Raw genomic sequence first — 25,369 nt, 5'->3', positions numbered from 1 at the left:
CGCGTTACGTCTCCACCAGCCCGGTCGAGCTGCCCGAAGCCTCGGAATCCGGCCTCCCATGCGGCAGGGCGAGGTATTCCTCCGAGCGCATCTCGATCAGGCGCGAGACCGTCCGCTCGAACTCGAACGCCTCGCGGCTGGAATCGGCGAGGTAGAGCCCGGTCGGCTCGGCGGCGGCGGAAGCCAAGAGCTTGGTGCGGGTGTCGTAGAGCGCGTCGACCAGAATGATGAAGCGCTTGGCCTCGTTGCGCTGGGGCATGTCCATCACCGGGATCTCCTCCACGATCACCGTGTGGAAGCGCTCGGCGAGCGTCAGGTAATCGGCGGCGCCGAGCGGCCGGGCGCAGAGATCCGCGAAGGTGAAGCGGGCGACGCCGCCGGCGGCCTCGGGGATCGCCACCTCGTGGCCCTTGACCTGGATCGTCGTCGGCCTGCCTTTCGGCTCGCCGGACAGGGCCCGGAACGCGTGCGTGAGTGCGGCTTCCGCCGCCTCGTCCGCCGGCACGTGGTAGACCGGGCTGCCGCCGAGTTTCTCGAGACGGAAATCGGTGCGCGAATCGAGCCGCACCACCGCGACCCGCTCCTTCAGCTGCTCGATGAAGGGCAGGAACAGGGCGCGGTTCAAGCCGCCCTCGTAGAGCCGGTCGGGCTCGACGTTCGAGGTCGCCACCATCACCACGCCGCGGGCGAACAGGGCGGTGAACAGGCGCCCGAGGATCATCGCGTCGGCGATGTCGGTGACGGTGAACTCGTCGAAGCAGAGCAGGCGCGCCTCGGCCGCGAGCGCCTCGGCCACCGGCGCGATCGGGTCGTCGCCCCTGGCGGTACCCTGCTTCAGCGCCTGGCGGTGGCGGTGGATGCGCTCGTGCACGTCGCCCATGAAGGCGTGGAAATGGACCCGGCGCTTCGGGCTGGGCGCCGCCTCGTGGAAGAGGTCCATCAGCATGGTCTTGCCGCGGCCGACCAGGCCCCAGACGTAGAGGCCGGGCGGGCCGGCGACCGGTTCCGGCTTGCGGCCGAACAGCCGGCCGAGGACGCCGGGGCTCGACGGCGGCGGCACCTCCGCGAGGTCGCGGATCAGGCCGTCGAGGCGGGCGACGAGATCGGTCTGGGCGGAATCGCGCTCGATCGCACCCGAATCGACCAGGGCGTCGTAGCGGGCGGCGACCGGGCCGCGGGCGGTGGAAGCGGGGCTGTGGGTCACCGGCGGGGCTTATCGCGCGGGCGCGGTGCGCGCAATGCGGGGGATCTCGGCAATGCGGTGGGATCATGGCGGACGCATGCGCCGGCAGCACGGCCGTCGTGCCATGCGGCCCCGGAACGGCGCCCCCATCTGCTGCATTGCACAATCCCGGTCGAAGGCCGGGATGAGGAAACGCTCGAGATCGTGCTGTCCCCTGTCCGGAGTGCACCTCGAGAATGCCAGATACCCCCCTGCCCGCCGACACCCAGATTCGGCGTCCTGCCGGGATCCAAGTCCGGCGCCTCTGGTCGAGCGACCGCAACGCGGTCGTGTCGCTGTTTCAAAGCCTCGACCCGGATTCGCGCTTCGACCGCTTCATGGGCACGGTGAGCGAGGCCCGGGCCGCGGCCTACGCGTCGCACGCCGTCGCTGCCGAGGGTCAGATCTTCGGCGCCTTCACGGACGGCGTCTTGCGGGGCGTCGGCGAGCTGCGTCCCGCCGGCACGACGGCCGAGGCCGAGATCGCCTTCGCGGTGGCGCCCGGCCATCGCGGCCGCGGGCTCGGCGCCGCCCTCGGCGCGCGCCTCGCCGAGGCCGCCCGCAACGGCGGCACGCGCCGGCTGCACCTGCGCTGCCTGCCCGGCAACCGGCGGATGCGGGCGCTGGCCCAGCGCCTCGGCGCCGAACTCCGCCTCGGCGGCCAGGAGGTGCACGCTGTCCTGGCCCTCAGCCCGCCGACGATGTTCTCGCTCTGGCGCGAAGGCGTGGACGGGTTGTTCGACGTCGCGGCGGCCGCCTCGGCGGCGTGCTCGGCCGCGTGGCCGGTCATGACGGTGGTCTGACGCCCTCCGGCGGCGTGGCAATCCGCTGTGGAGGAATGAACAAAGTCTTAATCGGGGCCTGGACTCGCCACCATCCGGCCCCGTCCGCGCCGGATTGTTCGGCTCAAACCGGAGGCAAGACGAGAGCAGGGGACGTCCCGATGCAACCCGTTCGTACCCCACGCGGCGACGACAAGGCCGCCCAGATCCAGTCGAGCCAGATCCAGTCGCAGCTGGAGCGCTCCGTCGCGGCGGCGCTCCGCACCATCGCGGCGGTCCAGGCGGAGCGCAGCGCCCCGCCGGTCCGCTCCGCGCGCCTCCGGCTCGCGACGGTCTACGGCGTCACCCGCCTGCAGCGCCGCCGCGAGCGCGAAGCCCTCTAGCTCCGCGCCAGCTCCCAGCCCCGTTCGGCCAGCGCGATGCCGAGCGCGCCCTTCTGGCTCGCCTCGTCGCTCGAGGCGTTGCCGGCCTTCGCGCGGGCGAGCACGCCCTCGAGGATCACCGCCAGGCGGAACAGCGCGAAGGCGACGTGGAACGGCGTGATGCCGTCGCTCCGTCCGGTGCGTTCGCAGTAGCGGCGCACATACTCGTCCTGGGTGGGAATGCCCAAGGCCGGGAGGTCGCGCCCGAGCATGCCCCGATAGGCGGTGGGAGCGGTGTTGTAGGCGATGCAATTGTAGCCGAGATCGGCGAGCGGATGGCCGAGCGTGGCCAGCTCCCAGTCGATGATGCCGATCACCCGCGGCTCGGTCTTGTGGAAGATCATGTTGTCGAGGCGGAAGTCGCCGTGGACGATGCGGGTCTCGTCGCTGTCGGCCGGGATATGGGCCGGCAGCCACTCGGCGAGGCGGTCGATCGCGGCGTTCTCGCGGGTCTTCGAGGCGACCCACTGCTTCGACCAGCGCTCGATCTGGCGCTGGAAGTAGTTGCCGGCGCGGCCGAAATCGGAAAGGCCGATCGCCGCCGGATCGACCAGGTGGAGGCGCGCCAGGGCCTCGTTCATGCCGTAATAGATCCCCGCCCGTTCCTCGCGCGGCAGCTCCGGCAGCGTCGGGTCCCAGAACACGCGGCCCTGCAGCCGCTCCATCAGGTAGAACGGCGTGCCGATCACCGTCGGATCGGCGCAATACGCCACCGCTTGCGGCACCGGCACGTCGGTGCGCGAGAGCGCTTGCAGCACCCGGAACTCCCGGTCGACCGCATGGGCGGAGGGCAGGAGCTTGCCCGGGGGCTGCTTCCTCAGCACGTACTCGCCGGCCTCGGCCAGGACCAGGAAGGTCGGGTTCGACTGCCCGCCGCGCATCTGGCGCAGCTCGTTCAGCCGCCCCAGCCCCTGCTGGGCGAGGAACGCATCCAGCGCCTCGGTCGGGAAGCGGTGCGCCTCGCGCACCGGGATGGTCTCGGGCAGGTCCGACGGGGATGGGGCGTTCATGCGACCTTCGCGGCCTTTCAGTCGACGTTTCCTCACCGGACCATGCCCCACCGGTGGCCGCGGGTCATTCGTGCACCGCAGCAATTCGTCGGGACCTGTGTGTACCCCACTGATTTCGCCGCATTTTCCGGCGATCGGGTGGGCAAGCGCACCCCCCGCGACTAGAGTGCCCGCATGATTCGCGCATCCCTCCTCGCCGCTCTCGGCCTGTTTGCCATCGCCCTGCCCGCCGCCGCCAAGCCGAAGCCCAAGGCGGAGGCGGCGCCTCCGAGCCTCCAGGCCAGCCCCATCGGCACTTTCGGCGACTGGAACGTCTTCGCCGCCGGCGAGGGCAAGTCGCGCCTCTGCTACGCCATCAGCCAGCCGCAGGTGCGCCTGCCCAAGAGCCTCAAGCGCGATCCGGCCTATCTCTTCGTCACCGTGCGCAAGGGCGAGAAGGTCAACAACGAGGTCGCGGTGATGCTGGGCTTCGCGCCCAAGCCCGGCAGCGGCCAGTCGACCACCACCGCCGCGGCGAACGGCCCGGTGCCGACCCCGGCCTCCTCGGCCTCCGATCCCAGCCTGTCGATCGGCTCGGCCCGCTACGCCCTGGTGGTGAAGGGCGCCAATGCCTGGGTGCAGAACCCGGCCGACGAGAGCAAGGTCGTGGCCGAGATGGGCCGCGGCAAGAAGGTGGTCATCAAGGCCGTGTCGCAGCGCGGCAACGTCTCGACCGACGAATACGCCCTCGACGGCTTCGGCGAGGCGATGAAGCGCACCCGCGAGGAGTGCAAGTAGCGCCGGGTTCGATCGCGCAAGGTACAGCTTCGCGGGTCTTGCGCTTTTCGCGGGTCTTACGCTTGCACAGGACTGTTTTTGCGGGATTCGGCGCCGGCCCATCGCGTTCCGGCCCGGATACCCCTATATGCGGCCGTAATCCGCTTCCTTCGAAGGTTCACGATATCATGGCGACGGCGTCGTTCGACACCGCCCGGCGCGGGAATGGCGCCGTACCAGCAGCAGAGGCTCCGGCGATCGAGAAGACGCCCGAGATCCGTCCCGAGGCACTGGAGACGACCGGCCCGACCTCGCTCGTCGGCCTCACCCGAGAGGCCCTCAAGGGCAGGCTCGCCGCGATCGGCGTGCCCGAGCGCGAGCAGCGCATGCGCGCCGGCCAGCTCTGGCACTGGATCAACGTGCGCGGCGCCGCGTCCTTCGACGAGATGACCAATGTCAGCAAGGTGCTGAAGGGTCAGCTCGCCGGCATCCACACCCTCGACCGGCCCGAGGTGGTCAGCGAGCAGGTGTCGCGCGACGGCACCCGCAAGTGGCTGATCCGCATGCCGCCGACCGGCCGGCACGACCACAACCGCGGCGCCGAGATCGAGTGCGTCTACATCCCGGCCAACGACCGCGGCACGCTCTGCGTCTCGTCCCAGGTCGGCTGCACCCTGACCTGCTCGTTCTGCCACACCGGCACGCAGCGCCTGGTGCGCAACCTGTCGTGCCAGGAGATCGTCTCGCAGCTGGTCGTGGCCCGCGACCGCCTCGGCGACTGGCCGGGCCGGACCCCGCCGAAGGGCGCCTTCGTGCCGGTCGAGGGCTCGCGCTTCGTCTCGAACATCGTGTTCATGGGCATGGGCGAGCCGCTCTACAACGTCGACAACGTCATCGACGCGGTCGGGGTGATGAGCGATCATGAAGGCCTCGGCCTGTCGCGCCGGCGCATCACCGTCTCGACCTCCGGCGTGGTGCCGCAATTCGAGCGCCTCGGCCTCGAGGCCAACGCCATGCTGGCGATCTCGCTGCACGCCGTGCGCGACGACCTGCGCAACGAGTTGGTGCCGCTCAACCGCAAATACCCGATCCGCGACCTGCTCCAGGCCTGCCGCGACTATCCGGGCGTGTCGAACGCCCGCCGCATCACCTTCGAATACGTGATGCTGAAGGGCGTCAACGATTCCGACGCCGAGGCGAAGGAACTGGTGCGCCTGCTCAAGGGCATCCCGGCCAAGATCAACCTGATCCCGTTCAATCCCTGGCCCGGCTCCAAGTACGAGTGCTCGGACTGGGAGCGGATCGAGCGCTTCTCCGAGATCGTGTTCAATGCCGGCTACGCCTCGCCGGTGCGCACGCCGCGGGGCCGGGACATCCTGGCGGCCTGCGGCCAGCTCAAGAGCGAGACCGAGAAGCTGCGCGCCCGCGCCCGGCTGATGCTGGAGGAGGGGATCGGGGCCGAGGGCGTCTACGCCGCGGGCCACGACGACGACTGAGCGGTCGCATGTCCCTCGGCCGTCTCCTCGCCGTCGCGACCGCGCTCCTGCTGGCGGTCGCCTGCGGCGGCCTCGCCCTCGGGATCGGCGTCGTGATGGACCCGGTCCTGCGCGACCTTCTCGGCACCCTCGGCCTGTCGGGGCTCGAGGCCGTGCTGTCGGACCTCGCCGAGGGCTACGCCCCGGATCCCGCGATGATCGAGGGGGGCATGAGCCTCGGGCGCGCCATCCTGCTCCTCGTCGCGGTGCCGCCCGCCCTCAACGCGGTCGTCGGCGAGGTGCTGGGCTGGCGCTCGCTCGCCTGGTACGGCGGCGCGACCGGCCTCCTGACCGCGCTCCTGCCCTGGCTGATGCGCGGCGGCGCCGGGCCCGCCGGGACCGGGGAGGGGCGGGTCACGGCGATCCTGTTCTGCGCCGGCGGCGTCGCCGGCCTGATCTACTGGCTCGCCGCCGGGCGCTTCGCCGGGCGCGGACCGGCGACGATGTGGGCCGCACCGCGGCGCTGACCCACGGTCGCGCGGCGCATAGGCGCCCCGCCGGGGAGTTCCTGTCAATCATCTCACATGTTACCGCAGTCGCAATCGTGTCGCGGCTGTGGAAGACATCCAGGCTTTCCTGGTTCGTGAAAGTCTTGTTCAGAATCGCGGGCGCACGCTAGGGTTCTTCACGGGACCTTCCGGAGAGATGCCTGCCGATGCCGCCGCCGCGCCGCTTTCTCGCCGCGCTCAAGACCGTCCGGGTCTGGATCGTGCTCGGCGTGATGGCCCCCCTCGGTATGCTGCTCGTCTCGAGCTTCATGCTGTACGAGCTGCGACAGGAGATGTGGGCCCGGGCGGAGGAGACCTCTCAGAACCTGCTGCGGGTGACCGAGACCGACATCGCGCGCAACGTCGAGATCATGGACCTGGCCTTGCGGGGCATGCTCGCCAAGATCGAGAACCCGCAGGTCGCCGCCGCGCCGGAGAGCCTGCGGCAATTGCTGCTGTTCGACCGCGTCGTGACCGCCGACGGCATGGGCATCCTGGTGCTGTTCGACGAGCACGGCAACGGCGTCCTGAACTCGCGCTTTCCCCCGAATGCCGGCGGCACGTTCCTCGACCGTGACTATTTCGACGTCCATCGGCGGAACCCGGATCTCGGGCTCTACATCAGCAAGCCGTACGAGTCGCGGATGTCGGGCGCCTACACGGTCGCCTTCAGCCGGCGCGTCAACAAGCCGGACGGGTCGTTCGGCGGCGTGGTGGTGGCGACGCTGAAGCTGTCGCATTTCACCCAGATGCTCGCCAAGATCGGCCTCGGGCCGGCCGGCACCCTCAACCTCGTCCGTCAGGACGGCATCCAAATCGTCCGCTTCCCCTACGACGTGCGCGACGTCGGCACCGACGTCTCCGGGGCACCGGTCTTCCAGAGGATCGTAAAGGAGCGGAACGGCCGCTTCGTCGAGCGGGCCAGGCGCGACGGCGTGCGCCGGCTCTTCACCTTCACGCAGGTTGGCGACTGGCCGCTCATCCTGTCGATCGGGATGAGCACGGAGGAGATCGAAGCCGGCTGGCGCGCGAAGGCGCTGATGATCGGCCTCACGCTCCTCGCCCTGTTCGGTTTCGCGGTGCTGCTCGCCCTGCTGTGCGGGCGGGAGTTGCGGCGGCGCGAGGCGGTCGAGGCCGAGCTCGCCCGGCTCTCGCTGACCGACGGGCTGACCGGGCTGCCGAACCGGCGCCGCTTCGACGAGGCCCTGCACCAGGCCCTGCGGGCGGCGGCCCGCAGCGAGCGGCCCCTCGCGCTGCTGATCGTCGATGCCGACCATTTCAAGCGCTTCAACGACCGCTACGGCCACGCGGTCGGCGACGAGATCCTGCACGGGCTGGCGCGCTGCCTGTCGGCCTGCCTCCTTCGGCCGCACGACCTCGTCTGCCGGATCGGCGGCGAGGAATTCGGCGTGATCCTGCCGGACACCGACGTGGAGGGAGCGGCCCGGGTCGCCGAGCGCCTGCACCACGAGGTGACGACCCTGGCTTTGCCCGCGGCCGGCCTGCCGGCCGGCTCGGTCACGGTGAGCATCGGGCTCGCGGAGGCCGCGGGCACCTCCCCGGACGAGCTCTACCGGGCGGCGGACGCGGCGCTCTACGCCGCCAAGAGCGCGGGCCGCAACCGCACCTGCCGGGCCGAGACGCGCCCGGCCGCCGCCCATCTGCAGCTGGTCGCGGGATCGGACGTCGCCTTCTCCTGAGGGATCAGCCGTCTGATACCATCGCGCTTTCGCATCGACGCGTCGATGCGAGGGCGTCCGGCGCATCGGCGCCCATTCGGGCTTAGCCAGCGCCTTCGAACGAGTCCGTTCGAAGGCGAGGGGTATAACCTGTCAGCGCACCGTCAGCAGGATGCGGGCCGCGAAGGTGCCGAACAGCCCGGCGAACAGCCAGTCGATCCCCCGCATCAGCCGCGGCCGGGACTGGAGCGCGCCGGTGACCCGGGCGGCGCCGAGCACCATCAGGATTCCGAGCGGCAGCGACAGGCCCACGAAGGCGAGGCCCAGAAAGGCGAGCTGGCCGGTCGGGTCGGGGGCGTCGGCGCGCACGAATTGCGGCAGGAAGGTCAGGAAGAACAGGACCACCTTGGGGTTGGTCAGGTTGACGCCGAGCCCCAGCCAGAAGGTGCGCCACAGGCCGCCCCGCACCGTCTCGACCCGGACGTGGAGGGCCGAGCCGCGGCGCAGGGCGTCGATCGCCAGCCAGGCGAGGTAGAGGGCGCCCACGACCTTCAGCACCGTGAAGGCGGTGGCCGAGGCGGCGATCAGCGCCGAGATGCCGAGCACGGCGGCCAGCGTGTGGATCAGGGTGCCGAGGCTCGTGCCCAGGACCGTCACGATCCCGGCCCGCCGCCCCGACCCGATGGTGCGGGCGAGCGTCAGGCTCATGTCGGGCCCGGGCGTGACGAACAGCACCAGGCAGGCGGCCAGATAGGCGAGGAGCGTCGGGGTGTCGGGCAGGAAGCTCATCGGGCGGCTCCGGGAGGCTGCCCCGGTCTGTACCCGCCCGCAGGCCCGGTGCAAGCCGGAACGGTGCGTCCGATATCCGGCGCAGGCGGAGGGCGGCCTCGCTTCGTGCCGTTCCTGAGCAGACCGGCGCCCTTTCCGGCCCGGCCCCCTCAGGGCTCGACCTCCGCCGCCTCCCGCCGCGGCGCCGTCCGCTCCACCCGCGCTTCCGCGCCCTGCTCCCGGGCGATCGCCGCCGCGAACAGACCCCGCAGGGTGGTGGCCAGCGCCGTGAGGTCGTGGTGGCGGGCGACGCGGGCGCGCCCGACCCGGCCCATCGCCGCGAGCGCCGCGTCGTCGGCCCGCAGGATGTCGCGTAATGCGCTGGTCAGGGCGGCTGCATCGCCCGGGGGCACGATGCGGCCGCATCGTTCGTCGACCAGTTCCGGGATGCCCGCCACGGTGGTGGTCACCACCGGCCGCTCCAGCGCCAGCGCCTCGAGGAGCACGATCGGCAGGCCTTCGGCGAAGCTCGGCAGAACCAGGGCGCGGGACTCGGCGATGGCCGTGCGCACTTCGGCGCTGCTCCGCCAGCCGCGCAAGTCGATCAGGTCGCCGACGCCGTGGCGGGCGATCTCGGCCTCGATTGCCGGGCGGCTCTCGCCGTCGCCGATCATCACCAGGCGGAACGGCGCCTCCGTCGCACGCAACGCCGCCACGGCCGCCGGCAGGTAGACCTGCCCCTTCTGCGGGCAGAGCCGGCCGACGCAGACCAGCGTCCGGCTCTCCCCGGCCGGCCGCTCCGAGGGCACGAAATCCTTGAGGTCGAGGCCGCAGCGCGCCACCGCGATGCGGTCGCGGTACCGTGGCCCGCCGAATCGCAGGAGCTGCCCGCGGCAGAAATCCGAGATCGCCACCGCGAAGGCGGCGCCGGAGAGTTTCAGCGCAAGGCCGTCCTCGGCGGCGGTCAGGAACTCGTCGGGACCGTGGGCGGTGAAGCTGTAGCTAGGGCCGCCCATGGTGCGGGCGATCAGCGCCACCGCGGCGGCGTTCGACGAGAAGTGCACGTGGGTATGGGCGATCCCCTCCCGGCGCTGGCAGCGCAGGAAGTACACCGCTTCGAGAAAATAGGCCGCGTGCCGCACCGCCCCGCCGGCCGACCGGGCGAGCTGCGCGGCGAGCCACGCCCCCCGGACGAAGGCTGACGGCCCGGTGACGGCCTGGCGCAGGGCGGCGAGGGCGAGGCCGGGCAGGTTGCCGCTGAGGATGTAATGGGTGCGCGCCTGGTCGGCGACGTCGTCGGGATCGACGAGGGGCTGGTGCCAGCGCCGCAGCGCGAAGCGCCGCACCGTGACGCCCTGGGCCTCCAGCGCCGCCATCTCGCGCCGGATGAAGGTCGAGCTCGTCACCGGGGCGGTGTTGACGAGGTAGGCGATCGTCATCGAGCCGGAATGGATGGGGCCGGTTGTCATGGTCGGCGACGCTCCCGAAGTACCGTCGCGCGCGAGGGCGGCGTCCCCGCGTCGCGCGATCGTCGGGGAACAGCCTAGGGGCTGTATCCTCGCGCGGGAGCGACGGAATTCGGCGGCGTCCGTGCCCAGAAGGGCGGGCGGGTTTACGCCTTTCGGAGGTCCCGGCGCCGACGATTGCGACGCTTATCCTGCGGGCAGGGCCGGCTAGCCTCACGTGAGCCGCGGCACGACCCGGCCCAGCTCCGGCACAGCCATGCAGCGCCCCCTGATCATCCTCGGCACCGGCGGCAACGCCCTCGACATCCTGGATCTCGTCGAGAGCCGGTCCGGACTCGGGCCGGCTCCCTGGCGGGTGGCCGGCTTCCTCGACGACGCTCGCCCCGAGGGCGATTCCGTCGCCGGGTTGCCGGTGCTCGGCCGCCTCGGCGAGGCGCGGCGTTTCGCGGAGGATCCCGGGACGGGCTTCGTCAACGCCATCGGCAGCGAGGCCAGCCACCGCGAGCGGCTGGCGATCATCGCCGGGACCGGACTCGACTTGGGCCGCTTCGCCACCCTGGTCCATGCCGGCGCGGCGGTCTCGTCGCGGGCGACCCTGGGCCCGGGCACCTGCATCCATGCCGGCGCCTGCGTCGCCGGCCGCGTCGTGGTGGGGGCCCATGTCGCCATCGGGCCCGGGGCGATCGTCGGCCACGATACGGTGATCGAGGACGGGGCGGTGCTGGCCCCGGGCTGCATCGTCAGCGGCTTCGTGCGGCTCGGGCGATCCTGCTACGTCGGGGCGGGCAGCGCGCTGCGCCAGCGCGTGGCGATCGGCGAGCGGGCGCTGGTCGGCCTCGGGGCGGTGGTGCTGCGCGACGTTCCGGCGGGCGCCACCGTGGTGGGCAATCCGGCCCGCACCCTGCGGACAGGAGCGTGAGCACCATGCCCGGCCCCCGCGTCTCGGTCGTGCTCCTGCTCCGGGCGGGTGTCTCCGCTGAAGCCGCGCTGGCCTCGCTCCGCGCCCAGACCTTCGGCGATTACGAGGTCCTGGCGATCGGGGAGGGGGCGGTCGGGGTCGCAGGCGCCGATCCGCGGATGCGGGCCCTGCGCGTGGGGGAGGCCGGACGCGGCGCCGCCCGCAACCGCGGCGTGACCGCCGCCCGGGCCGAATGGGTGGCGTTCCTCGACCCGGGCGATTCCTGGCGGGAGGACCACCTTGCCGAGCTCGTCGCCGCGACCCGCTTCGGCGATGCCGTTGCGGTGTTCGGCAATCCGGTCCTGGGCGAGGGCGGCCGCCCGCTCCTGCCGATGAGCGTGCCCTCGGGCCGCGTCTCCGACCCGTTCGACTTCGCGCTCCGGATCGGCGCCGCCCCGTTGCGGGCGAGCGCAGCGCTGATCGAGCGGGCGGCGGCGATCGATGCCGGGCTGTTTCCGACCCGCTGCGGCGGCGGGCCGGAGCTCGACCTGTGGGGCCGCCTCGCCCTGCAGGGGCCGTTCCGCTACGTCGCCCGGCCGACGGCGGTGCTGGGTCCCGCGGTCGCGTCCCGGCGCGTGCCGGCGCCGCCGCTGCTCGCCGCCACCTTGAAGGCGCTCCTCGACGAGGGTGCGGTGCCGGCCGAGCTCGCTCCGTCCGCCCGGCGCTGCCGCAACCGGCTGATGCTCGGCCATGCCCGGAAGCTCGCCGAACTCGGCCGCCCGGCCGAGGCGCGGGCCGTGCTGGCGCGGGACTGCGTCCCCGGCCTCGATCCGGCCCGCTACCTCGCGGCCCTCGCCCGGATCTGGCGGGCCGGCCGGGCCTGGCCGACGCCCGGGGCGCTCGCCGGATCGCCCTGATCCACCCGCGACCAGCCCCTCGCGACGCGAGGTTTCACCGCCCAAGTTTCACCGCCCAAGTTTCACTGCCCAAGTTTCATCACCAAGGAATCGTTGATGAGCCTCGTCAAGCGCGCCGTCCTGCTCGTCTCGGGCGAACGCTACCTCGTCCTCACGATCACCCTGTGCCAGACCGCCCTGGTCTCGCGCCTGCTCACCCCCGAGGAGGTCGGGCTGTCGATGCTCGGGGTGGCACTGGTGCAGGTCATCGACGGCCTGCGCGATTTCGGCACTACCAACTACATCATCCACGAGCCGACCACTTCGCAACAGAGCGCCCGCACCGCTTTCACGGTGCTCTTCGCCCTGTCGCTGCTCTTCGCAGGTCTGCTGTTCGCCTCGGCCGGATTGTGGGCCAGGGCCTACGGCCAGCCCCTCCTCGAACCCTACCTGCGGGTGCTCGCCGCGAGCTTCCTGCTGGTGCCGTTCTCCGGGCCCCTGATGGCGCTGATGCGCCGCGACTTCCAGTTCGCCGCCCTGATGTGGGTCAATGTCGGCACCTGCCTGACCTACGCCCTGGTGCTGATCGTCCTGGCGCTCCTCGGCTTCGGGGCGATGAGCTTCGCCTGGGCCACGGTGGCGAGCGCCGCCGCGACGGTGGCCTTGAGCCTCGCCGGCCGGCCCGAGCTCGGGGTCTATCGTCCCTGCCTCCGAGGCTGGCGCACGGCTTTGGCGATCGGGGGGGTCTCCAGCGTGACGACGCTCCTCAACCGTGCCTACGACCTCCTGCCGATCTTCCTCCTCGGCCGCGTCGGCGGGCCCGACCTCGTCGGCCTCTACGGCCGGGCGCAGGTGGTGAGCCAGCTCCCCGACAAGATGATCCTCGGCAGCCTCGGCGCGGTGATCCTGCCGATGTTCGCCGCCGACCGCCGCGATGGGCGGGCCCTGGCGCCGACCTACCTCGCCTCGATCGGCAACATCACGGCGGTGCTCTGGCCGGTGGCCCTGCTCATGGCGCTCATCGCCCAGCCGGTGGTCCTGGTGCTGCTCGGCGCGCAATGGCTCGCCAGCGTGCCGATCGTCCAGGTCCTGTCGCTCGCCTCGATGCTGACCTTCCCGGCGATGCTGACCTATCCGGTGCTGCTGGCGAGCGGGGGCCTGCGCGACACCCTGACGGCGAGCCTGATCGGCCTGCCGCCGAGCGCCGCCATCATCGCCGCGTCGGCCTCCGGCGGCCCGCTCGCGGTGGCGGCGACCCAGTTCGTCACCGTCCCGCTTCAGGTCGGGATCGCCCTCTGGTTCATCCGCCGCCGGGTGCCGTTCACCCTCGCCGAGATGGCCGGCGCGCTGCGGATCAGCGCCTTCGTCACGGTCGCGACGGCCCTGCCGCCCCTCGCCGTCATCGCGCTCTCTGGCCGGGGCTTCGCCCTGACCATCCCGCAGGGCGTGCTCGCCGGATTCGGGGGTGCCGGCGCCTGGCTCGTCGCCATGCTGCTCCTCGACCACCCGGTCGCCGGCCATGTGCGGGAGACGATCCGGCCGGTGGTGATGATGCTGCGGGCGCGGGTGGTGCGCGTGGAGCGGTGAGAGGCACACGACTGCAAACCGAGCCGCTCAACATCCGGTCCCGGTGTCTCGCGTCGTGAGGCGAGCCCCGGAATGGAGGGTCGAGGGGTGCCGGATCAAGGTTCTGTGCGGTTTGTCTCGACGGAATTGAAGGACTTCGTGTCATCCCGGGTCCGCGCGGCGGAACCCGCGACGACGATGGAGGATAATGAATTTATCCTGCCGGTCCGGCACGGGAGCGATTACGGCTCCCGGATCCCCTCATCCGCCACCTGCATCAGCGGGTACAGGAAATACGCGATCACCCGCTTCTGGCCGACCCGGACCTCGCCCTGCACCGCCATGCCGGGAATCAGGCCAGCCCCCTCGGGCAGGGCGCGCAAGGCCGTGTCGTCGAGGCTGATCCGGGCGCGGTAGAACAGGGCGGGGGGCTGGCCCGGTCCGGGATTGCCGCGGCCTTCCGCGTCGGACGGGAAGGCATCGCGGCTCACCGTGCGGACATGGCCCGAGACCGTGCCGTGCTTCTGGAACGGGAAGGCGTCGAGCTTGATGCGCGCCGTCTGGCCCGCCGCGACGTGGCCGATGTCGCGGGGATGGATCATCACCTCGGCCTCGAGCGGGCTGCCCGCCGGCACCAGGGTGAAGAGCGGCTCGGCCTGCTTGGCCACCGAGCCGGCGCCGCGCTGGGCGATGTCGAGCACGGTGCCGTCGGCAGGGGCGGTGAGCGTCACGAGCTGGCGGCGCAGGGTCGCCTTGCGCAGCTCTTCTGCCGCGACCGTGCGCTTCTCGCGCGCCTCCGCCAGGGCCTCGAGGACGGTGCGGCCGGTCTCGTCGAGGAAGGCCTGGCGCTGGGCCGTGGCCTTGGCGAGGTCGTGGCGCGCCTCCGTTTGCGCGCCGCGGGTGCGCACCAGCGAGGCCTCGACGTCGAGGCGGGCGTCGCGGGTCTGGAGCAGGTTGAGCTTCGAGCCGATCTGCTGTTCCAGGAGCGTGGTGCGCATCCCCTCGATCTCCCGCAGGCCGTCGAGGCGGGCGAGCAGCACCGTCTCCTCGCGGCGGTTGCGGTCGAGGCTCGACTGGGCCCGGGCCAGCTCCTCGTCGAGGCCGCGCAGGCGGCTGTCGCGCAAGGCCCGGCGCTGCTTGGCGAGGCGGGCTTCGAGGGCCTGTTCGGGGCGCTTCAGGTCGAAGGCGGCGTCCCGGTCCGCGTCCTCGGCCTCGAGCCGCCGCACCAGGGCCTCCGCCGCGGCGAACCGGGCCGTGAGCTGCTGCACGTCGGCCTCGCTGAAGGTCGGGTCGAGCACGGCGAGCGTCTCGCCGGCCTTGACCGACTGGCCGACCGTGACGGCGATCGAGCGGATCGCCGCCGTCTCCAGGGGCTGGACGACGATGTTCGGCACCGTGGTGACGAGCCGGCCGCGGGTGCTGGCGATCTCGTCGATCTCCGACAGGCACGACCAGGCGACGCCGGTCGCGAGCAGGGCGGCGACCGTATAGAGCGTCGCCCGGGCGATCCGGGGCGGCGCCCGCTCCTCCACCGCCAGGGCGTCGGGCTGGAAATCCGAGACGACGGCCGGCCGGCGCCGGGACGGCAGGACCACGACCTCGCCGCGGGGGGGAGCCGCCGTCTTGCCGGCCGGAATCTTGCCGGCCGGAATCTTGCCGGCCGGAGTCTTGCCGGCGGGAGTCCTGGCGGCGGGATCCGAGGCGGGCACGGAGGCGAGCGGCGGCCGGGCCGTCTCGCCGGGAGTCTCCTGGGGCTTGGGGGCGCTCATGCGGCCTGCCTCGTCTGCTGGTTCCACAGGTGGCGGTAGGTCGTGCAGGAGGTGAGCAACTGGTCGTGGCGCCCGGTCGCGACGAGGCGGCCGCCGTCGATCACCAGGATCGCATTGGCGTCGACCAGGGTGGCGAGACGGTGCGAGACGATCAGCACCGTGCGGCCCCGGGCGATCCGGCGCAGGTTGCGCCGGATGATCGCCTCGCTGTCGGGATCGAGCGCGCTCGTCGCCTCGTCGAGGATCAGCAGCCGCGGATCGGTGACGAGGGCCCGGGCGATGGCCAGCCGCTGGCGCTGGCCGCCCGAGAGGTTCGAGGCGTTCTCCTCCAGCATCGTCTCGAAGCCCCGCGGCAGGCGCTCGATGAACTCGTCGGCGCCGGCGGCGCGGGCGGCCTCGGCGATCTCCTCGAAGCTCGCCGAGGGCTTGGCCGCCGCGATGTTCTCCCGCACCGTGCCGCGGAACAGGAAGCTGTCCTGCAGCACGACGCCGACCTGGCGGCGCAGATGGGCGAGGTCGATCTCGCGGATGTCGTGCCCGTCGAGGCGCACCAGACCCTGCTGCACCGGATAGAGGCGCTGGATCAGCCGGGTGATGGTGGTCTTGCCTGAGCCGCTGCGCCCCACCACCCCGACGATGCTGCCGGCCTCGAGCGTGAAGGACACCGAGTCGAGGGCGGGCGGCCGGTCCGGCCCGTAGGCGAAGCGCACGTCCTCGAAGGTGATCTCGCCGCGCACCGGCGGGCACAGGCCCCGGCTCGGCCCCTCGGCCTCCGGCGCCCGGTTCATCACCTCGCCGAGCATCCGCACCGAGAGCGCGACCTCCTGGTACTCGTGCGCCATGGTGAGCATCTGCACGAGCGGGCCCGAGACGCGGCCAGCCAGCATGTTGAAGGCGACGAGCGCGCCGACCGTCATCGTGCGGTCGAACACGTCGAGGGCCCCGAGGGCGATGATCGCGACGCTGGTGAGCTTTTCGAGGAGCCCCGTCGCGGCCTGCGCGATGGCCGAGATCCGCTCGACGCCGTAGCGCATCTGCACGGCTTGCGCCGAGGAATCCTCCCACTGGCGGCCCTGCAACGGCTCCATCGCCAGGGACTTGATGGTGCGCATGCCCTGGACCGATTCGACCAGCAGCGCCTGGCGCTCGCCCTCCGCGTCGTAGAGCGCCTGGAGCCGGCGCCGGAACGGCCCGATCAGGGCCGCGATGGTGAGCGCGACGAGGCCCGTGAAGACGAGCACCACCAGGGTCAGCTTCGGGCTGTAGAGCAGCAGCACCGGCACGAAGACGAGGAGCGAGCAGGCGTCGAGCGCCGTGGTGAGAAGACGTCCGGTCAAAAACTCCCGCACCCGGGAGGCCTGCTGCATGTGCTTGACCAGGATGCCCGCCGGCACCTGCTCGAAATGGGCGAGCGGCAGGCCGAGAAGATGGGCGAAGGTCTTGACCGCAACCCGGATGTCGATGCGGTTCGAGGCGTAGAGCAGCAGGTAGCGCCTGAGAAACGTGAAGCAGGCCTCGAAGACCAGCGCCAGCACCACGCCGCCGGCCAGCACCGTGAGGGTGGCATAGGATTCGTGGGTCAGCACCCGGTCGATGACGAGCTGCGAGAACAGCGGCACCGCGAGGCCGACGGCGTAGAGCGCCAGCGCCGCCACGATGACGTCGGAGAAGAGCCGGCGCTGGCGCAGGATCTCGGGGATGAACCACAGGAGCCCGAACGGCCGGCGCCCGTCGGGCGTGCGCCGCCGGACCTTGGGGCGCATCAGCAGCACCTCGCCGCCCCAGGCGGCGCAGAAGGCGGGTTCGTCGAGGAGGAACGGCTCGAGCCGGGCGGCCTTCGGATCGAACACGATCAGGCGCGGCGTCTCGGCGTTCCGGTCGGTGCCGGTGACGACGACCCAGTTGCCGTTCTTCAGGTGGGCGAGCGCCGGGAAGGCGCCGCCGAGATCGGTGAGGCTCCGGAAGGACAGGCGGGTGCGGCCGGCCCGAAGGCCCACCTCCCGCGCCATCCGGGTCAGGCGCGGGGTCGAGACCGCCTCGTCCCCCACCGCGTAGGCATGGGCGAGGCGCTCAGGGTCGAGGTCGACGCCGTGGTGGCGCGCGACGGCGACGAGGCAGTGCAGTCCGGTATCCACGGCGGCGCCCAAGCTTTTCTGGGAGGATCAGGAGAAGTTCGGCGAGGTGTTGCGGCCCGGGCGGGCGCCGGCGAAGGGCACGGCGTCCCTCGGCTGCTGTCCCGGATGGATGACGCCGGATTCGATCAGGCTGTTCTTGACCTGCTGCATCAGGTCGGCGGCGTTGGCGAAGGCGTCGGCCGGCAGGATCAGGCGCTGGCGCAGAACCGGCACCGGGTTGCCGTTGGCGTCGCGCTCGGACGGCGACAGGCTCATCAGGTCGACCCGGACGATCGAGCCGGTCACGGTGATCTCGCTGATGCCGTCCGTGTAGGTTTCAGTGATCATGGATGATCTCCTTGGGGCAAGATTTACGCGGCCGCCGACGGGTTGAAGACGACGTCGACCCAGTAATTCGTCTTGTTGAAGGTGTTGGTCGGGAGCAGGCTGGTGCTCCCGTAGGCATAGACGCCATTGCCGGCGGACGGCGCGGTGAGCGGACCGCTCGTCACCGCGCTGGCAAAGCCGTTGGCGGTCTGCGAGTAGCGGCCGGTATTGGTGTGGTAGGACGCCGTGTAGGTGGCGCCCGGGGTGAGCGCGACCGGGTTCGAGAAGGTGGCGGTCTGCCAGCCGCTCGCGGTCTCGTTGGTGAAGGTCGCGGTGGCGAGCTTCTGCCCGGTGCTCGACCACAGCGTGCCGGTATGGGTCCCGGTATCCTGGGTGCCCTTGTAGAACTTGACCGCGCTGACCGTGCCGGCGCTGGAGGCCTGGAACTGCACCCCGAGCTCGACCGGGTTGAGGTCGTTGGTATTGGTCGCCGCCGGGGTCGCCGAGGACGAGAACAGGCTGACCGAGCCGGTGCTGGGCGCGAGCACCGTCAGGGCCACGCTCGCCGACGAGGTGCCGCCGCGCCCGTCCGAGATCGCGTAGCTGAAGCCGGCCGAGCCCGTGTAGTTGGCGGTCGGCGTGAAGGTGATGGTGGAATTGGTCGTGTTGAGCGCGACGGTGCCGTTGGTGGGAGTACTGACGCTCGTCACCGTCAGGGGATCGCCGTTCGGGTCGGTGTCGTTGGCGAGAAGCGTCGAGGTCGAGAAGGTGACGGGGGTGTTCCTCGTCACCGCCGGGCCGGTGTCGTTGACCGCGGTCGGGGCCTGGTTGGTGGCGCTGCTATTCGGGTTGAAGACGACGTCGACCCAGTAGTTGGTGTTCTGGAAGGTGTTGGTCGGGAACAGGCTGGAGCCGCCATAGGCGTAGACGCCGTTGCCGGCGGACGGCGCGGTGAGCGGTCCGTTGGTCACCGCGCTCGAGAAGCCGTTGGCGGTGGTCGAGTAGCGGCCGGCATTGGTGTGGTAGGAGGCGGTGTAGGTCGCGCCGGGCGTCAGCGTCACCGGGCTCGAGAAGGTGGCGGTCTGCCAGCCGCTCGCGCTCTCGCCGGTGAAGGTCGCGGTGGCGAGCGCCTGGCCCGTGCTCGACCACAGCGTGCCGGTATGGGTCCCGGTATCCTGGGTGCCCTTGTAGAACTTGATCGCGCTGACCGTGCCGGCACTGGAACTCTGGAACTTCACCCCGAGCTCGACCGGGCTGGTGTCGTTGGTGTTGGTCGCCGCCGGGGTCGCCGAGGACGAGAACAGGCTGACCGGGGCGGTGCCCGGCGCCGATACCGTCAGGGCCACGCTCGCCGATGAGGTGCCGCCGCGCCCGTCCGAGATCGCGTAGGTGAAGCCGGCGGCGCCCGTGTAGCCGGTCGTCGGCGTGAAGGTGACGGTGGCGTTGGTGGTGTTGAGCGCGACGGTGCCGTTGGTGGCGCCGCTGACGCTCGTCACCGTCAGCGTGTCGCCGTTCGGGTCGGTGTCGTTGGCGAGCAAGGTCGAGGTCGAGAAGGTGACGGCAGTGTTCTGCGTCACCGCCGGCCCGGTGTCGTTGACGGCGGTCGGCGGCTGGTTGGCGGCGGTGCCGCCCGGGTTGAAGACGACGTCGACCCAGTAATTGGTGTTCTGGAAGGTGTTGGTCGGGAACAGGCTGGAGCCGCCATAGGCGTAGACGCCGTTGCCGGCGGACGGCGCCGTGAGCGGCCCGTTCGTCACCGCGCTCGAGAAGCCGTTGGTCGTCGTCGAGTAATGCCCGGTATTGGTGTGGTAGGAGGCGGTGTAGGTGGCGCCCGCCGTCAGCGCGACCGGGCTCGAGAAGGTGGCGGTCTGCCAGCCGCTCGCCGTCTCGCCGGTGAAGGTCGCGGTGGCGAGCACCTGGCCGGTGCTCGACCACAGCGTGCCGGTATGGGTGCCGGTGTTCTGGCTGCCCTTGTAGAACTTGATCGCGCTGACCGTGCCGGAGCTGGAGGACTGGAACTTCACGCCGAGCTCGACCGAACTGGCGTCGCTCTCGTTGGCGACCGCCGGGGTCGCCGAGGACGAGAACAGGCTGACCGGGGCGGTGCCCGGCGCCGACACCGTCAGCGCGACGTTCGCCGACGAGGTGCCGCCGCGCCCGTCCGAGATCGTGTAGGTGAAGCCGGCCGGACCGGTGTAGCCCGTGGTCGGCGTGAACGTGATGGTGGCGGCCTGGCTGTTGAGCGAGACGGTGCCGTTGGTGGGAGCACTGACGCCCGTCACCGTCAGCGGATCGCCGTTCGGGTCGGTGTCGTTGGCGAGCAGGGCCGAGGTCGCGATGGTCGTGGCGGTGCTCTGCGTCACCGACAGGCCGCTGTCGTTGACGGCGGTCGGGGCCTGGTTCGTCGTGGTGCCGCCGGAATTGAACAGCACGTCGACCCAGAAATTGGTGTTGTTGAAGCTCTGGGTCGGAAACTGGCTCGTGCTGCTATAGGCGTAGACGCCGTTGCTGCCGGTGAGCGGGCCGCTGGTGACGGTATTGTTGAAGTAGTTCACGTCGCTCGAGTAATGCCCGAGCGTCGAGTAGTACGAGGCGGTGTAGGTCGTGCCCGCGGTGATGGGGACCGGGTTGGAGAAGGTGGCGGTCTGCCAGCCATCCGTGGTCTCGTTGGTGAAGGTCACGGTGGCGAGCTTCTGCCCGGTGCTCGACCACAGCGTTCCGACATGGACGCCGCGATCCTGGGTGCTCTTGTAGAAGCGGATGCCGCTGATCGTGCCGGCGGTGGAACTCTGGAACTTCAGCCCGAGCTCGACCGGGGTGCTGTCGACGGTGTTGGTGACCGTGGGCTTCGCCGAGCCGGGAAACAGGGTGAGGGACGGTGAGGCCGTCACCGTCAGGCTGCGCCCGGCCGACGGCGTCTCCAGGTTGACGCTGTCGTCGGTGGCCCGGGTGCGGATCTGGTAGGTCCCGGCGACCTGCGGCGCGAAGGTGTAGCTCCAGTTCTCGTCGCCCTTTGCCGCACGCCAGGTGACGCCGTTGTCGGTCGAGACCTCGACGCCCGCGACCACGCCGCCGCCGGCATCCGTCGCGGTGCCGGTGATCGTGACCGGGGTGAAGGCCGTCACGCTGGACCCGGTGGTCGGCGTGGTGACGGTCGAGGTCGGCGCGGTGTGGTCGGTCGAGGCGCTGGCGGCTTTGAGGTTCGGGTCGAGGGTGCCCGGCTGCACGCCCATGTCGGCGAGCAGGTTGACCATCGCCTGCTGGATCCGCGGATCGGTCGGCGTCGCCTCGTTGTCGTGGTTGGCCGACAGGCCCCAGGACCAGTAGACGGTGCCGGCCCCGAACACGAGGGCGCCGCTCGGGGCGCGGTAGAGCGTCAGGCTGTGGGTCGCCGTGCCCTTGCCGGTGGTATTGCCGTAATCCTGGAGATAGGTCGTCTCGTCGAGCGTGGTCGAGGACAGGCGCACCAGCCCGGCCGGCGCGCTGGCGTTGTCGGGCGCCTCGTCCCACTCGTAGCCGAGATAGTTCTTGTTCAGCGAGGCGGTCTGGCCCGGCTGCAGGTTGGCGATGCTGGTGTTGCGCCAGAAGCGCTGGTTGGCGTCGTCGTACGGCACCGTGATGGTGTCGAGGACGTAGGCGTCAACCTGGAAGATCGTGCCCGTGAGGGCATTCTCGGGGTCATTGTTGCCGATCGTGCCGGCCGGCCCACGGGGATCGCGCCAGGTGCCGGTCCACTGGTTGGTCGGGTCGAGGTTCTGGTTGCTGCCCCAGGTCTCCTTGTAGGAGACCAGCGTGCGGTACGGCGTAGCGTCGCTGCTGATGCTGTTGGCAAACCGCGTGCGCCAATAGACCTCGTTGCCGCTCCAGAACGCGAGGTTGACGCCGGCGTCACGCGCCGCCTCGACGTTGTCGCGCTGCGGGCCAGACCAGTATTCGTCGTGACCGACATCGAGATACATCTTGTGATTCTTGAGCAACGCGCCGTTGCGGTCGGCATCGACGCCCGCCATGTACGAGACGTCGTAGCCGTTCTGCTCCAGCCACATGATCGCCGGGAACTCGGCGCCGTAGATGTAGTCCTGCGGACCGGCCGCGAGGGTGCCGCCGCGGGTGGTGATCGGCCGGTTGTAGCTCACCGCGTAGGCGCGGCCCGCGCCCTGGCCGGTCGCCGGGCCGTTGCCGCCGTAGAAGTTGGCGCCGCCCCAGGGGTTGTAGGCCTGCCAGGTCTGGTCCGAGGTCTGGAAGATGACGTCGCTGTGGCTCGCATCGTCCCGGACGATGAACGGGATCTCGTTCTCGCCGGCCACACCGTCCTGGCGTGTCAGCTTGGCGATGTAGACGCCCGAGACTGCGTCCGTCGGCACGGTCCACGAGGCCGAGATCGACCAGTTGCCGGCATCGACCAGGCCGGTCGCCGCGTCGCGCAGCGGCGTCGGCTGGTTCTGCACCCCGGTATGCTGGAGCGTGTCGATCTTGCGCGCACCGAGACCGCCGTAATAGCCGAGCCGATAGATGTCGATCCGGTAGTTGTTCGAATTGGTGTTGATCTTGAAGTTGACTGTCTTGCCGACATTCGTGCTGATGTCGGTGGCGAAACCCTCGATGTTGTCGCTGCCCGACCCGTCGATGCCCCACTCGCTGACCGGATTGCCGACCTTCTGGTTCTCCAGGACGATCTTGTTGGTGGTCGAGGCGGTGGCGGTGCCGGTGAGCGAGCTGGCCGTCAGGGTGTTGGTGGTGGACTTCGCCGGGGCCACCGCCGTCGTGATCGGTCCGCTCAGCTTAGCGATCTGGGACTTGGACGGGCCGGTCGTAGCGGTCTCGGCCCCGCCGGGCAGGGTGGTGACGGCGCCCATCGGGGCGCTGCTGCCGTAGCCGGGCAATTGCCCGCTCGCCGACAGGATGGTGCTGGACGGCAGATCGAGGATCCGCGTCGGGCAATTCACGTAGCCGCACGTGCCGCAGCAGAAGATCGCGTTCGATGCCGCCGACGGGCCCGACTTTACTGTAAGGTCCTGAATGGTCTGTGCAGAGGCCGCCGCATCGGGCGTGCCGCTCGATCCGACGGGCGTCGCACCGAGAAGCGTCGCGACCCGGCTGGCAGAGGCCGGATCCTCCTCCGCCGCCTTGCTCGCGGCCGGCGGTTCGATCGCTTCCGGCATCGAGGACGATGCATTGCCGCCGGTTTGGACGGGATTGAGCGCCGGATCGACGGTCGTCTCGTCGGAATAGAGCATGGCGTCTGCTTTCGACAAGAAAGATTCGCGGTGAACGGCACTGTCACATTCGGATCTGGATTGTGGAAGGAGCCATAGGCCGGCTGCGGACACACCCTTTCGGGGCGGACGACAACTTTCGCCTACGCCTTCTGAGGGTACTTCACGATTGGTCCGCGAGGTGCTTGTGTCGCCGGCAGGCCGCGACGGGGCAGACCTGCGTGGCGCGAAGGATAGGGCAGTTTTCGAAAGTCGTGCCAGGTATCGATCCTGGCTTGGTCTTTGCCCGCCAAGTCGTCGAGGCCGGGCCGTCTGCAGCCGCGGCCGGGATGGTCTGCCGAGAGCCGCGGCTCCGCACAATCGATGTGCGACTTCGCGGTCCTCAACACCGGCTCTCATCGCCGGTCGCCAAGGCATGTCTCATATCGGGACGATCATTCATCTTATGTACGGCGCCAGTCGCGGATTATCCGATAGCTGTGCCGACCAATCCCCGCTCTCACAATACGGCCGAGTTGCTGCACCGCATCATGGTGGCGAGAGTTGCCGGGACCAATCTCTTGCCGCGGCGACATCCGGATGCCGGCCGGGTTGCCATTCACTGCGCAAATTTTTCGATCGATAATCGGCGAATCACCGGCTGCAATCTGGCTTGTTGCAGGATTATTTGACAAAGTATCGGCAAGACTTCATTGATTAACACAGGCTTGACAGCCAAACATTGCTACTTATTGTCCGCCTCGCACATCGGATCAGCTTCCGAACGGGCGCTGATCTTCTCACGATGACGCATCCATGCCGCCGCGTCCTGCGGCCCGGCATCCTATCCACAGATCTGGAAGTGATACATGGCTTATGAAACGGTCGCGCAGCCTTTTGCGCCGAGCAGCATTTGGAACACCCCGATTGGGTCGAACGCCCAGTTCCAGGCTGCATCCGGAGCGCAGACCGCCTCCATCCAGCACCAGGCCGGCGTGAACACCTGGATCGGCCAGGACGCGATCCCGATCTATCAGGCCAAGTCGACCGACCCGATGGCGACCTGGAACTATGACAGCCGCGGCACCAACGCCGACTGGACCTTCGGCAACACCCCGTCGATGGGTGGCACGTTCCAGATGCGGACGCCGACCGACGTGCAGTTCAAGACCGGCGACGGCTGGGCGATCATCGTCTCGGAGGACGGCCAGCACTACATCGAGACCTGGCTCGGTTCGAAGACCGGCACCAACAACTACCACGCCAACCTCGTCGTCGAGAACACGGTGACGAGTGACGGCATCGCCAACGTGCCGGGCGCGCACGAGGGCATCCGCGCCGCCGGCATGTCGCTGATGGGCGGCGTGGTCCAGAAGGCGGACCTCGATGCGGGCCACATCGACCACGCCGTGGCGATGGCGATCTCGACCACCCAGGCCGGCTCCAGCAGCACGCCCTATGTCTGGCCGGCGACCACCGCCGACAGCTTCAGCGGCAGCTATTCGGGCAGCATCCCGCTCGGCTCGCTGTTCGCGATCCCGAAGGACGTCGACCTGACCAAGATCGGCATCACCACGGCCGAGGGCATGGCGCTGGCCAAGGCCTACCAGAACTACGGCGGCTACGTCACCGACACGGCCGGCCCGAACACGATGCAGCTCGCCTATCTCGAGCAGGGCGTGAGCCAGACCCAGGCCGACAACCTGTTCAAGGACATGGGCGCGATCCGTTCGCACCTCGAGATGGTGACGAACAACACCGCCGCGACCCCGGCCGGCGGCGGCGACCACAGCGTGCCGAGCACGCCCGCCACGACGACCCCGGTCGTCACCGCGCCGGTCACGACCCCGGCCCCGACCCCCGTGGCCACCCCGTCGACCGGCAGCACCGCGCAGCCGAGCGTCAGCGTCGGCAGCGGCTCCGACCAGCTGCTGCTCAAGATCAGCCAGGACGCCTATAACGGCAACGCGCAGTACACCATCTCGGTGGACGGCAAGCAGATCGGCGGGATCCAGACCGCGAAGTCCCTGCACAGCGCCGGCCAGTCCGATCTGATCTCGGTGCGCGGCGACTGGGGCCAGGGCAACCACGACGTGGCGGTCAAGTTCCTCAACGATGCGTGGGGCGGGACCGACGCGAAGGATCGCAACCTCTACGTCGACAGCGCGACCTATCACGACCAGAACGTCCCGAGCGCGCACCTGACCTTGGCCGATAACGGCGCCAAGCACTTCACCTTCCACGACTACCTCGTCTGAGGGTCGTGACGCCCCGCCCGCCTACCGGCGGGCGGGGTCCCTCCCGCATCCGCTGCGCTGCCTGCCCCGATTCGGGCCCGTTGCCGCGCGCCGCCGAACGGAGCCCAGCCACCCCGTGACATCCTCCCATCCTCGCCTCCCGATGACCGGCGCCGTCCGGCGCGCCCGCGACGCCGCCCACAGGCTGGCCGCGCCGGCCCTGTTCAGGGTGCGCGACC

The 25,369-nt window shown here is 70.4% G+C and carries 18 protein-coding genes; 10 read left to right on the top strand and 8 right to left on the bottom strand.

Features of this window, described 5'->3' with window-relative positions; all coding sequences use genetic code 11:
* Positions 1 to 4: 4 nt before the first annotated feature.
* Positions 5 to 1,204: a cell division protein ZapE gene (gene zapE, locus DA075_RS28820; RefSeq protein WP_099956121.1), complete on the bottom strand. Its 1,200-nt coding sequence runs from the start codon at positions 1,202 to 1,204 to the stop codon at positions 5 to 7.
* 215 nt (positions 1,205 to 1,419) lie between these two features.
* Here zapE and DA075_RS28815 point away from each other — a divergent pair, with 215 nt between their 5' ends.
* Together DA075_RS28815 and DA075_RS28810 are read left to right on the top strand one after the other, a co-directional pair.
* Positions 1,420 to 2,025, top strand: coding sequence for a GNAT family N-acetyltransferase (locus DA075_RS28815; RefSeq protein WP_099956120.1), 606 nt, complete (start codon positions 1,420 to 1,422; stop codon positions 2,023 to 2,025).
* A gap of 140 nt (positions 2,026 to 2,165) precedes the next feature.
* On the top strand, positions 2,166 to 2,387 hold the full coding sequence (locus tag DA075_RS28810) for a hypothetical protein (RefSeq protein ID WP_099956119.1): 222 nt from the start codon (positions 2,166 to 2,168) through the stop codon (positions 2,385 to 2,387).
* Here the strand turns inward: DA075_RS28810 and DA075_RS28805 are convergent.
* Positions 2,384 to 3,436, bottom strand: coding sequence for a phosphotransferase (locus tag DA075_RS28805; protein WP_099956118.1), 1,053 nt, complete (start codon positions 3,434 to 3,436; stop codon positions 2,384 to 2,386). The two genes, DA075_RS28810 and DA075_RS28805, sit on opposite strands and share 4 nt — an antisense overlap.
* Before the next feature lie 174 nt (positions 3,437 to 3,610).
* Here DA075_RS28805 and DA075_RS28800 point away from each other — a divergent pair, with 174 nt between their 5' ends.
* From DA075_RS28800 to DA075_RS28785, 4 genes are all read left to right on the top strand, one after another.
* Positions 3,611 to 4,213 carry an invasion associated locus B family protein gene (locus DA075_RS28800; RefSeq protein WP_099956117.1) on the top strand — a complete coding sequence of 201 codons (603 nt, stop codon included), beginning with the start codon at positions 3,611 to 3,613 and terminating at the stop codon, positions 4,211 to 4,213.
* Between the two features lie 167 nt (positions 4,214 to 4,380).
* Positions 4,381 to 5,688, top strand: coding sequence for a dual-specificity RNA methyltransferase RlmN (gene rlmN, locus DA075_RS28795; RefSeq protein WP_099956116.1), 1,308 nt, complete (start codon positions 4,381 to 4,383; stop codon positions 5,686 to 5,688).
* Positions 5,689 to 5,696: 8 nt separating this feature from the next.
* Complete coding sequence (locus DA075_RS28790) at positions 5,697 to 6,194, top strand: hypothetical protein (protein WP_099956115.1); 498 nt, start codon at positions 5,697 to 5,699, stop codon at positions 6,192 to 6,194.
* A gap of 188 nt (positions 6,195 to 6,382) precedes the next feature.
* On the top strand, positions 6,383 to 7,915 hold the full coding sequence (locus DA075_RS28785) for a sensor domain-containing diguanylate cyclase (protein WP_099956114.1): 1,533 nt from the start codon (positions 6,383 to 6,385) through the stop codon (positions 7,913 to 7,915).
* 132 nt (positions 7,916 to 8,047) lie between these two features.
* On the opposite strand, the gene DA075_RS28780 is transcribed toward DA075_RS28785, so the two are convergent.
* Positions 8,048 to 8,683, bottom strand: a complete 636-nt coding sequence (locus tag DA075_RS28780; RefSeq protein WP_099956113.1) for a LysE family translocator — start codon at positions 8,681 to 8,683, stop codon at positions 8,048 to 8,050.
* 149 nt (positions 8,684 to 8,832) lie between these two features.
* Positions 8,833 to 10,131 carry a glycosyltransferase family 4 protein gene (locus DA075_RS28775; protein ID WP_210207003.1) on the bottom strand — a complete coding sequence of 433 codons (1,299 nt, stop codon included), beginning with the start codon at positions 10,129 to 10,131 and terminating at the stop codon, positions 8,833 to 8,835.
* A 253-nt stretch (positions 10,132 to 10,384) separates the two neighbouring features.
* On the opposite strand from DA075_RS28775, the gene DA075_RS28770 reads away from it, so the two are divergent.
* The 3 genes from DA075_RS28770 (at position 10,385) to DA075_RS28760 (ending at position 13,509) form a co-directional block, all read left to right on the top strand.
* Positions 10,385 to 11,047, top strand: a complete 663-nt coding sequence (locus DA075_RS28770; protein WP_099956112.1) for a NeuD/PglB/VioB family sugar acetyltransferase — start codon at positions 10,385 to 10,387, stop codon at positions 11,045 to 11,047.
* Positions 11,048 to 11,052: 5 nt separating this feature from the next.
* The gene (locus DA075_RS28765; protein ID WP_099956111.1) at positions 11,053 to 11,943 is read left to right on the top strand and encodes a glycosyltransferase family 2 protein; all 891 of its coding nucleotides are present in this window, start codon (positions 11,053 to 11,055) and stop codon (positions 11,941 to 11,943) included.
* A 96-nt stretch (positions 11,944 to 12,039) separates the two neighbouring features.
* Entirely contained in the window at positions 12,040 to 13,509 is a 1,470-nt protein-coding gene (locus DA075_RS28760) for an oligosaccharide flippase family protein (protein ID WP_099956110.1), read from the top strand.
* A 221-nt stretch (positions 13,510 to 13,730) separates the two neighbouring features.
* On the opposite strand, the gene DA075_RS28755 is transcribed toward DA075_RS28760, so the two are convergent.
* The 4 genes from DA075_RS28755 to DA075_RS28740 are packed head-to-tail and all read right to left on the bottom strand — an operon-like array spanning position 13,731 to position 22,935.
* Complete coding sequence (locus tag DA075_RS28755; RefSeq protein WP_099956109.1) at positions 13,731 to 15,257, bottom strand: HlyD family type I secretion periplasmic adaptor subunit; 1,527 nt, start codon at positions 15,255 to 15,257, stop codon at positions 13,731 to 13,733.
* Positions 15,254 to 17,404: a peptidase domain-containing ABC transporter gene (locus DA075_RS28750; protein ID WP_099956108.1), complete on the bottom strand. Its 2,151-nt coding sequence runs from the start codon at positions 17,402 to 17,404 to the stop codon at positions 15,254 to 15,256. The genes DA075_RS28755 and DA075_RS28750 overlap by 4 nt, the downstream gene beginning before the upstream one ends.
* Positions 17,405 to 17,419: 15 nt before the next feature.
* The gene (locus DA075_RS28745) at positions 17,420 to 17,719 is read right to left on the bottom strand and encodes a hypothetical protein (RefSeq protein WP_099956107.1); all 300 of its coding nucleotides are present in this window, start codon (positions 17,717 to 17,719) and stop codon (positions 17,420 to 17,422) included.
* 23 nt (positions 17,720 to 17,742) lie between these two features.
* Positions 17,743 to 22,935 (bottom strand): DUF4082 domain-containing protein, encoded by a 5,193-nt coding sequence (locus DA075_RS28740; RefSeq protein WP_244936423.1) that lies wholly within the window; start codon positions 22,933 to 22,935, stop codon positions 17,743 to 17,745.
* A 953-nt stretch (positions 22,936 to 23,888) separates the two neighbouring features.
* Here DA075_RS28740 and DA075_RS37220 point away from each other — a divergent pair.
* A complete protein-coding gene (locus DA075_RS37220; protein WP_244936421.1) occupies positions 23,889 to 25,151 on the top strand; it encodes a carbohydrate-binding domain-containing protein in 1,263 nt (420 codons plus the stop codon).
* The last annotated feature ends 218 nt before the right edge of the window (positions 25,152 to 25,369 follow it).

Source organism: Methylobacterium currus (assembly GCF_003058325.1).
Classification (GTDB): Bacteria; Pseudomonadota; Alphaproteobacteria; order Rhizobiales; family Beijerinckiaceae; genus Methylobacterium; species Methylobacterium currus.
This window is presented reverse-complemented; position numbering and strand designations above follow the sequence as displayed.

What these genes read in the sequence shown, in the direction of transcription:
- DA075_RS28815 (WP_099956120.1), top strand. Translation starts at nt 1,420, where the DNA reads ATGCCAGATACCCCCCTGCCCGCCGACACCCAGATTCGGCGTCCTGCC.
- DA075_RS28810 (WP_099956119.1), top strand. Translation starts at nt 2,166, where the DNA reads ATGCAACCCGTTCGTACCCCACGCGGCGACGACAAGGCCGCCCAGATC.
- DA075_RS28805 (WP_099956118.1), bottom strand. Translation starts at nt 3,436, where the DNA reads ATGAACGCCCCATCCCCGTCGGACCTGCCCGAGACCATCCCGGTGCGC.
- DA075_RS28800 (WP_099956117.1), top strand. Translation starts at nt 3,611, where the DNA reads ATGATTCGCGCATCCCTCCTCGCCGCTCTCGGCCTGTTTGCCATCGCC.
- rlmN (WP_099956116.1), top strand. Translation starts at nt 4,381, where the DNA reads ATGGCGACGGCGTCGTTCGACACCGCCCGGCGCGGGAATGGCGCCGTA.
- DA075_RS28790 (WP_099956115.1), top strand. Translation starts at nt 5,697, where the DNA reads ATGTCCCTCGGCCGTCTCCTCGCCGTCGCGACCGCGCTCCTGCTGGCG.
- DA075_RS28785 (WP_099956114.1), top strand. Translation starts at nt 6,383, where the DNA reads ATGCCGCCGCCGCGCCGCTTTCTCGCCGCGCTCAAGACCGTCCGGGTC.
- DA075_RS28780 (WP_099956113.1), bottom strand. Translation starts at nt 8,683, where the DNA reads ATGAGCTTCCTGCCCGACACCCCGACGCTCCTCGCCTATCTGGCCGCC.
- DA075_RS28775 (WP_210207003.1), bottom strand. Translation starts at nt 10,131, where the DNA reads ATGACAACCGGCCCCATCCATTCCGGCTCGATGACGATCGCCTACCTC.
- DA075_RS28770 (WP_099956112.1), top strand. Translation starts at nt 10,385, where the DNA reads ATGCAGCGCCCCCTGATCATCCTCGGCACCGGCGGCAACGCCCTCGAC.
- DA075_RS28765 (WP_099956111.1), top strand. Translation starts at nt 11,053, where the DNA reads ATGCCCGGCCCCCGCGTCTCGGTCGTGCTCCTGCTCCGGGCGGGTGTC.
- DA075_RS28760 (WP_099956110.1), top strand. Translation starts at nt 12,040, where the DNA reads ATGAGCCTCGTCAAGCGCGCCGTCCTGCTCGTCTCGGGCGAACGCTAC.
- DA075_RS28755 (WP_099956109.1), bottom strand. Translation starts at nt 15,257, where the DNA reads ATGAGCGCCCCCAAGCCCCAGGAGACTCCCGGCGAGACGGCCCGGCCG.
- DA075_RS28745 (WP_099956107.1), bottom strand. Translation starts at nt 17,719, where the DNA reads ATGATCACTGAAACCTACACGGACGGCATCAGCGAGATCACCGTGACC.
- DA075_RS28740 (WP_244936423.1), bottom strand. Translation starts at nt 22,935, where the DNA reads ATGCTCTATTCCGACGAGACGACCGTCGATCCGGCGCTCAATCCCGTC.